The sequence below is a fragment of the Phaeobacter gallaeciensis genome (assembly GCF_001678945.1).
GTDB classification, from domain to species: Bacteria; Pseudomonadota; Alphaproteobacteria; order Rhodobacterales; family Rhodobacteraceae; genus Phycobacter; species Phycobacter gallaeciensis_A.
In genome coordinates this window covers 1,785,397-1,799,230 of record NZ_CP015124.1, presented here as the reverse complement: position 1 = coordinate 1,799,230, position 13,834 = coordinate 1,785,397, and the positions used below count along the sequence as shown (strand labels likewise).

At 60.9% G+C, this 13,834-nt stretch carries 10 protein-coding genes; 7 read left to right on the top strand and 3 right to left on the bottom strand.

From position 1 onward, the window contains the following. Positions 1-234 precede the first annotated feature (234 nt). The 4 genes from JL2886_RS08670 (at position 235) to JL2886_RS08655 (ending at position 6,660) form a co-directional block, all read left to right on the top strand. Entirely contained in the window at positions 235-3,381 is a 3,147-nt protein-coding gene (locus JL2886_RS08670) for an ABC transporter transmembrane domain-containing protein (protein ID WP_065271645.1), read from the top strand. Continuing rightward, the gene (locus JL2886_RS08665) at positions 3,371-4,261 is read left to right on the top strand and encodes a CPBP family intramembrane glutamic endopeptidase (RefSeq protein WP_065271644.1); all 891 of its coding nucleotides are present in this window, start codon (positions 3,371-3,373) and stop codon (positions 4,259-4,261) included. The genes JL2886_RS08670 and JL2886_RS08665 overlap by 11 nt, the downstream gene beginning before the upstream one ends. A gap of 60 nt (positions 4,262-4,321) precedes the next feature. Next, positions 4,322-5,284: an acetyl-CoA carboxylase, carboxyltransferase subunit beta gene (gene accD, locus JL2886_RS08660; protein WP_065271643.1), complete on the top strand. Its 963-nt coding sequence runs from the start codon at positions 4,322-4,324 to the stop codon at positions 5,282-5,284. Between the two features lie 101 nt (positions 5,285-5,385). Beyond that, on the top strand, positions 5,386-6,660 hold the full coding sequence (locus JL2886_RS08655; RefSeq protein WP_065271642.1) for a bifunctional folylpolyglutamate synthase/dihydrofolate synthase: 1,275 nt from the start codon (positions 5,386-5,388) through the stop codon (positions 6,658-6,660). 98 nt (positions 6,661-6,758) lie between these two features. Here JL2886_RS08655 and zapE read toward each other — a convergent pair whose 3' ends face one another. After that, on the bottom strand, positions 6,759-7,829 hold the full coding sequence (gene zapE / locus JL2886_RS08650) for a cell division protein ZapE (protein ID WP_065273604.1): 1,071 nt from the start codon (positions 7,827-7,829) through the stop codon (positions 6,759-6,761). 129 nt (positions 7,830-7,958) lie between these two features. Between zapE and JL2886_RS08645 the strand changes: the two genes are divergently transcribed. From JL2886_RS08645 to JL2886_RS08635, 3 genes are all read left to right on the top strand, one after another. Continuing rightward, positions 7,959-9,476 carry a leucine-rich repeat domain-containing protein gene (locus tag JL2886_RS08645; RefSeq protein WP_065271641.1) on the top strand — a complete coding sequence of 506 codons (1,518 nt, stop codon included), beginning with the start codon at positions 7,959-7,961 and terminating at the stop codon, positions 9,474-9,476. 111 nt (positions 9,477-9,587) lie between these two features. Then, positions 9,588-10,838, top strand: a complete 1,251-nt coding sequence (locus JL2886_RS08640) for an MFS transporter (RefSeq protein ID WP_065271640.1) — start codon at positions 9,588-9,590, stop codon at positions 10,836-10,838. A gap of 264 nt (positions 10,839-11,102) precedes the next feature. Next, positions 11,103-12,125 (top strand): hypothetical protein, encoded by a 1,023-nt coding sequence (locus JL2886_RS08635; RefSeq protein ID WP_133245387.1) that lies wholly within the window; start codon positions 11,103-11,105, stop codon positions 12,123-12,125. 169 nt (positions 12,126-12,294) lie between these two features. Here JL2886_RS08635 and JL2886_RS08630 read toward each other — a convergent pair whose 3' ends face one another. Continuing rightward, positions 12,295-13,212 (bottom strand): ornithine cyclodeaminase family protein, encoded by a 918-nt coding sequence (locus tag JL2886_RS08630; protein WP_065271638.1) that lies wholly within the window; start codon positions 13,210-13,212, stop codon positions 12,295-12,297. Beyond that, a complete protein-coding gene (locus JL2886_RS08625) occupies positions 13,209-13,829 on the bottom strand; it encodes an HAD family hydrolase (protein ID WP_065271637.1) in 621 nt (206 codons plus the stop codon). Before JL2886_RS08625 ends, JL2886_RS08630 begins: the two co-directional genes overlap by 4 nt. Positions 13,830-13,834 lie beyond the last annotated feature (5 nt).

Here is a 13,834-nt window from a genome sequence, read left to right as displayed (position 1 = left end):
TGACAGCCGTCATGATTGCTTTGTCGCGCAGATCCCCTGCTCCCCCCGGCATCAGATTATCGTTATCCTGCGTTTACAAAAGGGATAAAGGCCTGAAACACTTACGACAAGAGTGAACACCCGCCCGAGGGGTACCTTGCCAAGGCGCAGCCAGATGCATAGTTACGCAGGATTCTTTCAGACCGGCACAGGCCCGGCCGTGGCACAGGTATCACGATGAAACGTCCGACGCCCATGAGGGCGGGCAGCGGGCCGCTTAAGCGCCCGCAGGATCTGCCCGCGACTCTCTTTTCTTTTATTTGGGCGTATTCGCGCCGTCAGCAGCTGGTCTTGCTGGCGCTGACGGTCCTGACCTTTCCGTTTCTCTACGCCTCGCTAGAGCTGCCCAAGCGGATCATCAACGACGCTATCGGGGCCGAAACGCCTGTCATCATGGTCTGGGGCCAAGATATCGCGCAGGTGGAATACCTGCTGATCCTGTGCTTTGGCTTCCTTGCAGCGGTGGTGATCGGCGGCATGATGAAGATGCGGCTCAACACGCTGAAGGGGATCGTGGCCGAACGCCTGCTGCGGCGGCTGCGCTACACGCTGATCAACCGGATGCTGCGGTTCCCGAAACCCTATTTCCGCACCACCAGCCAGGGTGAGCTGGTGTCGATGATCACTTCCGAAAGCGAACCCATGGGCGGGTTGATGGGGGATGCGGTGGCGCAGCCGGTGTTCCAGCTGGGGCAGATGCTGACCATCGTGGCCTTTCTGTTCATGCAAAGTGTTTGGTTCGGGCTGGTCTCGATCGCGCTGATCCCGCTGCAGGCCTGGCTGATCCCGATGTTGCAGCGGCAGATCAACCTGTTGAACAAGGACCGCATCCAGGAGGTGCGGATGCTGGCCTCGGAAATCGGAGAAACCGCCGCCGGGATGAGCGATCTGCGCGCCAATGGCGGCTGGCGTTACCGGATGGCGCAAGTGTCGGACCGGCTGGGGCGTCTGTTCGAGATCCGCCGCCGGATCTACACCAAAAAATACTTCATGAAGTTCCTCAACAACCTGATCGGCCATATGACACCCTTCGTGTTTTATTCGGCCGGCGGGGTGCTGGCGATCCGGGGCGATATCACGGTGGGCGCGCTGGTGGCGGCGCTGGCCGCTTACAAGGATCTGTCGGCCCCGTGGAAGGAACTGCTGACCTATTACAATCAGGTGCAGGACATGAGTCTGCGCTGGAAAATCATGCTGGAGCGGTTCGCGCCGCGCGGCATGATCGATGCCGAGCTGATCGAAGGCGAGCCGAGCGAGATCCCGCATCTGCGCGGCGATATCGAGTTGCGCAATGTCTCGGTGCGCGATGCCGACGGGACGGTGGTCCTGCAGGATATTTCGCTGACCATTCCGGCGGGCGCCCGCGTTGCGGTCAAAAGCACCAGTGACGCAGAGCGCGCGGCGTTCGGCCAGTTGCTGGTCCGTGAAACCTTGCCGTCGCAGGGCAGCATTCAGGTCGCGGGGCACCGGCTCGACAGCCTGCATCAGGGGGTGATCGCGGCCCGGATCGGCTATGCCTATTCGCATCCCTATCTGTTTTCCGGATCACTTGGCGACAACGTGCTGATGCCGCTGCGCAGCCGCCCGGGCAAGAGCAGCCGGGATCAGGCCACCCTTCGCAAACAGGTCGAATCCAAGCGCGCAGGCAACAGTGGCGATCTTCTGGAGGCGGATTGGGTCAATCCCGAATTGGCAGGGCTGGGATCCGAAGGCGATGTGCGCGATTGGTGGTTCCAACTGATCGAGGCAATGGGCATCGACGAGCAGTTGTTCCAGCGCACCCTGCACGCGCGGTTCCAGGATGGCACCCACCCAGCGCTGGTGCAGCATATCATCCGCCTGCGCCCGCTGATCCGTGAACGGTTGGAGGCCGAAGGTCTGGATGATGCCGTCCACCATTTCGATCCCGAGCGGTTCAACCCTGCCATGCCACTGGCGGGCAACCTTTTGTTTGCGGCGCCGTCGCGCGACATCCCGGTCGAAGAATTGCTGGCACCGGACGGGCTGTTGCTGCGACTGGTGCGTGAGCAAGGGTTGACCGGGGAAACCATGGGGATCGGTCTTGGCGTGGTGGAAACCCTGATCAAGACCTTTGGACGCGAAGATATCGATCACCCGCTGTTCCAGCGGCTTGGCCTTGAAGAAGATCTTTATCGCCGGATTTGCAGCGCTGCCGAACGCTATGCCGCGCAGGGGGCTGATGATCTGCCCGAGGCAGAGCAGGCGCTGCTGATGACGGTGCCGTTCCTTTTGACCGAAGAGCAGATCGGCAGCGGGCTACCGGCCGGGTTCAAGGAGCGTATCCTGAAAATCCGCCAGAGTCATGCGGCGCAGTTGATCGCCCAGACCGGCGGCTTGTTCCGACCTCTGGATCCGAAATCCTACTTTCCGCGGCTGACGGTTCTTGAAAATGCTCTCTTCGGCAAGATCTCGCTGCGGGCTGGGGCGCGGGCAGCGCAGGTTGAATCGCTGGTGGCCGAGGTGCTGGATACCCACGGGCTGCGCAAACGGCTGGCGTTGATCCTTTACGATCTGCCGACCGGACTGGGCGGATCGCTGCTGGAGCCGGTGTTTCAGGAACGGGCCGCCTTTACCCGGGCCGCGATCAAACGGCCGGACATTCTGATCCTGGACAAGGTGCTGGCCAGCCACACGGCGGAAAACCGGCTGCGTACACGCGAAAAGCTGCGCGATCTGATGCCCCAGACCACGATGATCTTCATGGAAGACACCATCCAGCATCCGGAGCGCTACGATCTTTATGTCGAAATCCGCGATGGCCGGATCGACGGGGTCGAGCGGCGCCCACTGGGCAGCCCGGAAGGCGCCGCCGCGGCCGATTTCTCTGCCAAGTTCGATATCATTGCCGCAACCGAGCTGTTCTCGCAGTTAGATGCGCGCAACCAGCGTCTTCTGGCATTTTCGGCTGGCTGGCACGAGGTTCCGGCCGGGGAGATGGTTTTTTCCCACGGCGACAGCGGTGATGCAGTGTACCTGTGCCTGTCGGGCCGAGCCGATCTGACCTTCCCCGATGCGCACGCCGGGGCGCCGCCGGTGACGGTGATCGAACCGGGGCGGCTGATCGGGGACCTAGCGGTGATTCTGGATCAGCCGCGGACCATGAACCTGCGCGCTACCGAGAATTGCCGTTTCCTGCGCATCGGTGCTGCGGAATACCGCGCGGTGATCGAAAGCGATATCAACGTCGCGCTGCGCTTGTTAGAGACGGTGGCGGGTAATCTGGCGACTGCCCGGGACAAAATGGTGTCCATTGCCCACCAAACGGGCGGTACGATCAGTGAAGACAGACCTCTGAAGGATGCGGATCCGAATGCTGAATAGACAGAATTATTCCGCCCATGAGGCGCTGGTGCGCAGCGCCCGCAGGAAACCGCAGCTGTGGCGGCTGGGGCTTGGGCTGGTTCTGATCTACCTCATCAGCTTTGCCCTGTCCTCGATAGTGCTGCCGCTGCTGGCGGCGCTGTTCCCCGGCGTCTGGCTGCAGGGGCTGCGCGATGGCAGCACGCCGGGGGCGATGCTGGTGCTTCTGGGCGGGTTCCTGTTCATCACCGTGGGCGTGGCGCTGTGCGCGCGGCTGCTGCAGGATCGGTCCTTCCTGTCGGTCGTCGGTCATCCGAGACCGCTGGTCCGGCAGTTCATCCGGGTTAGCCTGTACCTTCTGGCGCTGGGCATCGCCCTGTCGCTGCTGCCGCCCTATGATATGGGGGAACCGCTGCAGCCCAATCTGGAACCGGGGTTGTGGCTGTCGCTGTTGCCGGTGTCGCTGCTGGTGGTGCTGATCCAGACCAGTGCCGAGGAAATCGTCTTTCGTGGCTATATCCAGCAGGGGCTTGCGGCGCGCTTCAAAAGCCCGGCGGTCTGGATCCTTGGCCCGTCGGCCCTGTTCGCGCTGGGCCATTACCTGCCGGCCGAGGCCGGAGAGAATGCGCTTTTGATCACCCTCTGGGCCGGGGTGTTCGGCTGCATGATGGCGGATCTGACCGCGCGGGCGGGCACATTGGGACCTGCCATCGCGGTGCATTTCTTCAACAACGTCACCGCGCTTCTGGTCTTTGCCTCTCCCACCAGTCTGTATGGACTGTCGCTCTACCTGATGCCCTATGAAATGTCCGATGGCGCTGCGCTGCGCCCCTGGCTGGCGGTCGACTTTGCCATGATGCTGGTGACATGGCTCACGGCGCGGCTTGCGATACGCCGCTGATTGCATTTGTGCGCAATGAGTCTTATCTGAGGGGCCAAACAGCCCCTACAGAGGCACGATATGAACTGGATCACCAACTACGTCCGGCCGCGGATCAACTCGATCTTCTCGCGCCGCGAAGTCCCAGAGAACCTGTGGACCAAGTGCGATGAGTGCGGCACCATGCTGTTTCACCGCGAGTTGAAGGACAATCTGAACGTCTGCACCAACTGCGGCCATCACATGCACATCACCCCGCGGGACCGGTTCACGGCCCTGTTCGACGGTGGTGTGTTCAGCGAGGTCGAGGTGCCCGAGCCGCTGGCAGACCCGCTAAAGTTCCGCGACCAGAAGAAATACCCAGACCGCATGAAGGCGGCGCAGAAGAAAACCGGCGAAAAAGAAGCCATGCTGGTCGCTGCTGGTGAAATGGGCCGTACGCCCATCGTGGCGGTGGCGCAGGACTTTTCCTTCATGGGCGGCTCCATGGGCATGTATGTGGGCAATGCGATCATTGCCGCCGCCGAAGAAGCGGTAAAGCTGCACCGGCCGCTTATCCTGTTCTCTGCCGCAGGCGGTGCCCGCATGCAGGAAGGCATCCTGTCGCTGATGCAGATGCCGCGCACCACCGTGGCGGTGCAGATGCTGAAAGAGGCAGGCCTGCCCTATATCGTCGTTCTGACCCATCCCACCACCGGCGGTGTGACGGCCTCCTATGCGATGCTGGGCGATGTGCAGATCTCCGAACCCAATGCGCTGATTTGTTTTGCAGGCCCCCGGGTGATCGAGCAGACCATCCGCGAAAAACTGCCCGAAGGGTTCCAGCGCGCGGAATACCTGCTTGATCACGGCATGCTGGACCGGGTGACCCCGCGCACCGAACTGCGTGAGGAACTGATCACCATCGTCCGCATGTTGATGAGCATGCCACCGCAGGTGCACGGCGATCTGCCTGCGCCGGAACCGGTTGCCGAAGAGTTGCCTGCGCCAGAGGTCGAAAACGACGCGGGATCTGCCGCAGCCGCAGAGGCCGATAGCAAATAGCCCTGTCATAGAAAGAAGCGCCCGCGCTGGGTGCTTTGCCGCGCCCGTCTGCCTGATCCGGCGGGCGGGCTTTTTCATCAGATCCGGTTCGGGAGCCACCCATGACCAAAGCGAGTTCCGACGCCATCCTCGATCGCATGATGGCGCTGCACCCCAAGATCATCGACCTGACGCTGGACCGGGTCTGGCGGCTGCTGGCGGCGCTGGATAACCCGCAGGACAGGCTGCCGCCGGTGATCCATATCGCAGGCACCAATGGGAAGGGTTCGACCCAGGCGATGATCCGTGCGGGCCTCGAAGGGGCCGGAAAATCGGTGCATGCCTATACCTCGCCGCATCTGGCGCGGTTTCACGAACGGATCCGTCTGGCCGGAGAACTGATCTCGGAGGCGCATCTGACTGAGGTGCTCGACGAGTGCTATGCCAAGAATGGCGGTGAGAATATCACCTATTTCGAGATCACCACCTGCGCTGCGCTGCTGGCCTTTGCCCGCACTCCTGCGGATTACACGCTGCTCGAAGTCGGACTTGGCGGGCGGCTGGATGCCACCAACGTGATTGAAAAACCCGCCCTGTCGGTGATCACGCCTGTGTCGATCGATCACGAACAGTTCCTTGGCAATACCCTGGCCAAGATCGCGGGCGAAAAGGCAGGCATCATCAAGCGCGGCGTACCGGTGGTCGTCGGTCCGCAGGAGGATGAGGCGATGGAGGTGATCGAGGATGTCGCCGCTCGCCTTGGCGCGCCGCTGATCGCCCATGGACAGCACTGGCATGTCTATGAGGAACGCGGGCGGCTGATCTTTCAGGATGAAACCGGGCTGCTGGACCTGCCGATGCCCGCGCTGATCGGCGCGCATCAGGTGCAGAACGCGGGAATGGCTCTGGCCGCCCTGCGCCACCTCGGCGCGGATGAGGTGGCTTGTGAGGCGGCGATGGCGCGGGCTGAATGGCCTGCCCGGATGCAGCGGCTGAAGACCGGTCCTCTGGTAGAGGCTGCCGCGGGCGCCGAACTCTGGCTGGACGGCGGGCATAACGCGGCGGCTGGTCATGCGCTGGCGGATGTGCTGGCGGGGCTGCCGAAACGGCCAACGCATCTGATCTGCGGCATGCTGAACACCAAGGATGTGACTGGCTACATGGCACCGCTCGCGCCCCATGTGGAGAGCCTAACGGCCATCTCCATCCCCGGCGAGGCGGCGACGCTGAGCGCTGAGGAAACCGAGGCGGCGGCGCAATCCGTCGGCATCACCGCGACCCGGGCCGAAGATGCCTTGTCGGCGCTGCAGGCAATCATCGCCAAAGATCCCTCCGCGCGGGTTCTGATCTGCGGATCGCTCTATCTGGCGGGCCATATCCTGCGCGAAAACGGCTGAGGGATTAGGCAAAGGCGGGCAGGGGCGCTCCCGCCCGTCTTCGATCTTGCGATCTCATCCCGTTGGGCGTGGCGCCGCTTGCGCGGCGCGGGGCAGGCTCAGCCGTCCTGTCCCCAATCCTTGTCTTGCATTTCCCGCAGGCGCGAGGCGGTGCGCTCGAACTCGAAGGCACCGTCGCCTTCGACGTATAGATATTCCGGCTCGGCCGCGGCGGTGCAGATCAGCCGCACCTGCGCCTCGTAGAGCGCATCGATCAGGGTGACGAAACGCTTTGCCTCGTTGAAGTTGCTGCGGGACAGGCGCGGGATATCCTCGAGCACCAGCACCTTCACTTCTTCGGCGATGGCCAGATAATCGCCCGGCCCCAGCATTTTGCCGCAAAGGTCATAAAAACTTGCCCTTGCCACGCCATTCCTGAAACCGGGCAGCACGACCTCGCGGCCCTTCACCTCAAGCGTCAGGGGCTGGGCATCACCGCCCGACAGATCCTCCCAGATGGCGCGGAGCTGGGCGCGGGAGTCGGCATTCACAGGCGAGAAATAGACCGGTGAGCCCTTGAGCCGGTCCTGCCGGTAATCGACCGGGCTGACCATTTCCCAGACCTGCATCTTCTCCTTGATCAGATCGATGAAGGGCAGGAAGAGCTGGCGGTTGAGGCCGTTTTTGTAAAGATCATCCGGCACCCGGTTCGAGGTGGTGACCACGGTGACGCCTGCCTCAAACAGGGATTCAAACAGCCGCCCGACGATCATCGCATCGGTGATGTCGGTAATCTGCATCTCATCAAAGGCCAGAAGGCGCACCGACTCGGCGACCTCCTTTGCCACCGGCGCGAGGGTATCCTGCACGCCGCTCTGGCGCGCCTCGTGCATCTTGGCGTGGATCTCCTGCATGAAAGCATGGAAGTGCACCCGCCGCGCCGGGATCCCGTCCAGACTATCGACAAAGAGATCCATCAACATGGATTTACCGCGCCCGACGCCGCCCCAGAGGTAGAGGCCCTTGACCTCTTCCCGAGTAGCCTTGCGGAAGAGGCCGCGTTTCACCGGCGGCGCCATGAGGCCTTGGGCAATACGGTCAAATTCCGGCAGAACAGCCTGCTGCGCCGGATCCGGGCGGATCTGGCCTGCCTCGCTGCGGGACTGATAAAGCGCGCTTACCTGGGTCATGGGGTCAGCCATAACGCGGGGACGTGCGGTTGAAAAGGCGCGCTGGTGCGGTTTGCAGCATGACAGGGCCTGTGTCGCTGTGTAAAGGTGGACCCGTCATAGGAAAGTGAAAAGATTTCAGTACAGCCCATGAGCGCAGAAGAGCATTTCGAAGAGGCCCGTCGCATGATCATCGCGGCAGAGGAGGCCGGTCAGAGAGATCTCGACCTTTCAGATTTAGAGGATCTTGAAGAACTGCCTGTCGAACTGGGGCGGCTGACAAGTATCAAGACGCTGAAGCTTTCGAATACGAGAGTGTCTGACCTTGGTATTGTTAGCAAGTTGAGACATCTCACTATTCTTGAAATTGATGAAACGGAAGTGTCGGATCTAGCGCCATTGCGCGATCTCACCGCGTTAGAATTAATTTCGTTTGTTAATACTCAAGTATCTGATATTGATCCATTAACCGACTTACATAGACTGCGTGTCGTGTTTCTTGACCAGACAGCTGTGAAGGATGTTCGGGTCCTCAAGGGCCTATCGAACCTTAGGTCAATAACACTGGATGAAACACCGGTTGAGGATATTAGCCCACTGTCGGACTGCACAAGGCTTGAGTGGCTGAGTGTAACTTATTCATCTATTCGGGACTTGCGACCAATTCGGCATTTATCGTCGCTGATACAGGATAGTGAGCTTGCGACAGGGCTCGCGTATTTTGATACTCCTGCCACTCATCTTGACCCAAGGCTGGCAGAACTTTCAGTGCTCGAAGATGATCAGGAGCGAACACAGAAAACCCTCGACTACCTGAACGAGGTTGCGGACAATTGGCCGCCGCTACCGACGGAACACCCCGATCAGTCCGACAGCATGGCCGTTGAAATCGCCGAGGATGGCCGGGCCGATCTTGTCGCTTCTTTCCCGACCGAGGCGGAGCGGCAGGATCGGGTCAAACGCAAAGCGCATGATCGGCTGATCACAGCCCTGACGACGCTTTGGCAACTGGCGGGAAACCAGCATTATCGCCTTGCCGAACAGGTCCGCCAATATCGCGTCCACGCGGATCGGGACTTTGATGAACTGGATATGCTGGATCTCTACTTTGAACATGAAGCCCTGCGGGGTGTTTGTGATCGTCGGGGCGAGCGGGAAGGGGAAGAGGCCTTTGGCCCCGATCTGGTGGACGCCTTGGAGCGAGTCCTGCAACTTGGTCCATCGCTGTTTCTGGATAACCCGGATGTGGAGGCGGCAGAGGCACGCGCTGCCCGATATGCAGCCGCGCCGCAGCCTGAGATTCAGCCTGCGCAGGATGCGCTGTCCGGTGCGATTGCAGGAACGCCCGAGGCCTTTGGCGAAGGTATTCGCGAGCTGTCGCAGCTGTTCCACGACCACGCGCGTCATTTGGAGCGGTTGCAGTCGGGGCAGAGGGATCAGAACCGGAATGCCATAATCGTTGTCGGTGGGTTTGTTCTCAGCCAGATGGCTACGGCGCCACTGGGGGAAGCTGGATCTGCCCTAGTGGGATGGTTCTTGGCCAACTCCGACACCATTCTGACTCTCGCCGCGCATTATGGTACGGGGTTCGAAGCATGGGTCACTCCAATCATGATGAGGGCTAAGGAGGCTTGGGCTGGAGCCAAGGCTCTGCTGGGGCAAGGTTGACGCAACATCCAAACCCTCACATCAATTTTCCTTATGTGAGTGCGCAGATTTCTTGAATTGACCCCGGGGCCGCAATGCCTACCGTCGCAGCTCTGACTTGGAGGACCCGGAATGAGCAGCGCAGCGGCACAGAAAACACCCTTGTTTACCCCCGTTTTGATCGTGGGCTGCGTGATCATCATGGTCAGCTTTGCGGTGCGCGCCTCGTTCGGGGTGTTCCAGATCCCCATCGCCGAAGAGTTCGGCTGGCTGCGCGCGGAGTTCTCGCTGGCGATCGCGATCCAGAACCTGGCCTGGGGGATCGGGCAGCCGATCTTTGGCGCGGTGGCCGAGAAGATCGGTGACAGAAAGGCCATCATCCTTGGCGCGCTTACTTATGCGGCGGGGCTGGTGCTGAGCGCAGGCGCGGTGACGCCGTTCCAGATGCAGGCCTATGAATGGCTGGTGGGCTTTGGCATTGCGGGCACCGGCTTTGGCGTGGTTCTGGCGGTCGTGGGGCGGGCCAGCTCGGATGAAAACCGCTCGATGTCGCTGGCGATTGTCACGGCGGCAGGCTCTGCCGGGCAAATCTTTGGCGCGCCCTGGGCGGAATGGATGCTGTCCTTCCTGACGTGGCAGACCGTGTTCCTGATCTTTGCAGGCGTGGTGCTGGCGCTGATCCTGACGCTGCCGCTTATGCGCGCGCCGCAGATGGCGAGCAAATCTGAGCTTGAAGAGAGCATGGGCACCATCCTGATCAAGGCCTTCAAGGATCCGTCCTATACGCTGATCTTCCTCGGATTCTTTAGCTGTGGCTATCAGCTGGCGTTCGTGACCGCGCATTTCCCGGCCTTCGTGACCGAGATGTGCGGGCCGATCATGCCGGGCGGCGCGCTCTACAGCCTCGGGATCACTTCGACCTCGGCGCTGGGGGCGGTTGCGATCTCGCTGATCGGGGCGGCCAATGTGGGGGGCACCCTGCTGGCGGGATATCTGGGCAACCGCTACTCCAAGAAATACCTGCTGGCGGCGATCTATACCGGGCGGACCATCGCGGCGGCGGCCTTCATCCTGGTGCCGATTACGCCGACGTCGGTGATTGTCTTTTCCATCGTCATGGGCTCCCTGTGGCTGGCGACGGTGCCGCTGACGTCGGGCCTTGTCGCGCATATTTACGGGCTGCGCTATATGGGGACGCTTTACGGGATCGTCTTCTTCAGCCACCAACTGGGCAGCTTCCTGGGCGTCTGGCTGGGGGGGCGGATGTATGATGCCTATGGCGATTACACCTTCGTGTGGTGGATCGGTGTCGCCGTCGGGGCCTTCAGCGCCATCGTGCATTTGCCGGTGCGGGAACGCCCGCTGGGGAGCGTGGCGGCGTGAGGTGAATTCAGCCGGTGCCGAATGCCGCAGCAGTGTCGGCTTCGCGGCGTAACGTCCAAGAATGCTTCTTAGCTCCGCGATGATTTTTGAACCTGGGTGCTAGCCTTGAGCATCACGTCGTGTGACGGAAGCAGCCGTGCTGGCATGTCGCCCAAGACAACTTTAACGATTGTATCCTGCATCGTTTACCCGTTTTTATGGGTATCACTGTGATACAGTGGATGGGTCAATTCGAGGCTCGGCCGCCGTATCGTGAGGTAAACCATGCAAATCAATAATACTTTTAGCACTTACACGACTTCGCTATTTCAAGAGCCCAAGGCGGCTGATCCGGCTGGACAACCTGCTGCATCGCCCGGCCCGGCCAGTGTTTTTAGCCGTGGTGTCAGCACAGACATGACTGGCGTCTATTCTGATCCAAGGGTTACGTCGGTTGGCTCGGCCTCGCTGTCGCGAAAGACGCAGGATGTTCTCGAAAAGATCCAATCTCTCGTCAGGAATGAGTTGGAGACTATTGGCGCGGTTTTCCGCGGGCTGGCAAATCAGGATCTTGAACTTGAACCAGGAGAAGGCCTGCCGGAGGACACGATACTGTCCGATTTGGAGCTTGAGCAATCTCAGAAGCTGTCCGATGAGACAAAAGCAGCCGGTCTGTTGCAGATGAAATTCAGCCTGCAGTCATCCCTTGCGTCGCAGGGCGCAGAGATGCTCAGTAATGCCCGGTCGATCTTGTTTGGTGAGCAGTACGTAGGCATGACCGAAGAAGAGCTCATCGATCATCAGATCAACGCGATGGTCGATATGCAAATGAATGCAATCAAAACCACGTTTGAGATGGCGCGCAGTGATGAGTTCGGGCAATTCGCGGGGGATGCCACGGAACGGACGGAGCTTGGCGAGCCGCTACAAGAGGATGATTTGGCGGCAATACGCGCCGATCTTCTGGCCAAACGGCGGGACGAATTCCAGCGTGGCGAGTTGAGACTCCAGGTTGACGTCTTCTCCAGCGTACATGCCGCCAACTATGATAAAGGCTATGCGACACTGGATACTGCTGGAGAAGGGCTGGTCGTTCAGCCGGAAAACGGCGTTGCCTTTGATGCTGACTGGACCATGTCAGAGGCAAGGCAAAGCCAATTCACTCGGATGTTTGATGGCATCACGGTGGTCGATGGTGAACCCGTCCTCGATCCAAGCAAGGAGAACCGTTTCACTCTTAGTGTCCTGAGCTTCCTTGAAAAATCTGGTGAGATTGGGTTGGAGTACCTGCGAGACGCGCGTGCGTGATGTCGCGCGCCTTGGCCTCCAACCCTGATGCTGTTCGATCTTCGGGCTCAAAGGTCACTTGCATCGACAGGACGTCAGAAAACCGCAGCTCCTCTGGCGAGATCGAGAATTGATCAGGCTTACTCCTTGTCCCTTCAATATTTCATAGGCTTTGATTATTGGCCGCACGTCAGCCCTTCGCGCGCCATTTCTCCAGAATGTGGCGGCTCGTCATCAGGTCCAGATGGGCGCCGCCGCCGTTCTTGAACAGGGTGATCGCCTCCGGATCATAGGCAGGGAAACTGTCGAGGGAATAGAAATCCGCCAGCACATCGCCGCGCTGGATGACGCCTTCGGCCAGCGGGATCTTGAACTCACCGATGTGATCCAGCGTGGTGTCGAAGCTGTCGCAATAGATGCGCGCGCGGCAAAGCGCCTCGTCATCGGTCTCGCGCATGTCGGGGCGATAGGCACCGATCAGGTTCAGGTGCTGGCCGGGTTTCAGCCATGCGCCCTGAACCACCGGGGTCGATGACATGGTGGAGGTGACGATGATATCGGCCGAGCGCACGGCGGCTTCAAGATCGGCGGCGACCTCGATCTGCGGATAGCTGGCCTTCATCTCTTCGGCCTTGGACTGGGTGCGGTTCCAGACCCGGATCTGGGCGCGGGGGTAGGCGGCACCAAAGGCCTCGACCAGCGATCCGGCGACGGTACCCGCTCCGACGATCAGGATGTCGCGGCTGTCGGGGTTGGCCAGACGCATGGCGCCAAGCAGGCTGTCGCCCGCGGTCTTCCACTTGGTCACCAGGTGGAAATCCACCAGCGCGTCCAGGGTACCGTCCTGATCGGAGTAAAGACAGACCGCGCCATTGACCATCGGCTTGCCCGCCTTGGGGTTGCCGGGAAAGATCGTCGCCGTCTTTACGGCCAGCCCCATGCCATCGATCCAGGCGGAGCGGCTGAGCAGCGTGTCGGGATCGCGGTACAGAAAAGTATCGCCGATTTCCGCCTTGGGCAGATCATGCCCCTTGGCCAGCGCCTCGGTGAAGCCGACCCAGTCCAGCAGGGCCTCGCCCTCTTTGAAACCGATGGATGGAATGCTCATTTTGCCTCCTCTGGGGTCAACAGCCCCTCTGCCACCAGGCGCGCGGCCCAGGTGTCGGGTGTGGTGAATAGATGGGTATGCCAGCCGCGTTGCGCGGCGGCGTCAATGTTTTCGGGGCGGTCATCGGTGAACAGCAGGCGCTCCGGCGCAATGCCTGTGTCGCGTTCCAGATGCGCGTAGATCTCGGGCTCGGGCTTGATGGTGCGCAGATCGCCCGACACGAAGGCCCGATCGAATTCATCGAAAAACGGATAGGTCTGGCGCGCCACGGCAAAGGTGCCGACGCCGAAATTGGTCAGGGCAAACACTGGGATGTCGCGGGCCTGTAGCGCTCGCATCAGTCGCACCGAGTGCGGGATCTCGGGAGAAGCCATTTCGATCCAGCTGTCGTGCCAGTGGCGGATTTCCTCGGACCACTCCGGGTGACGCTCGGCCAGCCCGTAGACCGAGGCGCGGAAATCATCGCCGCGGTCCACGCCCAGATTCATCCCGTGCAGATCGACCTCGGCAAACAGCCTCTTGCGGCGCTCTGGGCCGAGGCGGGCGTCAAAGAAGGCCTCGGGGTTCCATTCGATCAGCACGCGGCCAATGTCGAAAACGACGGCGTCGATGGGCATCTGCT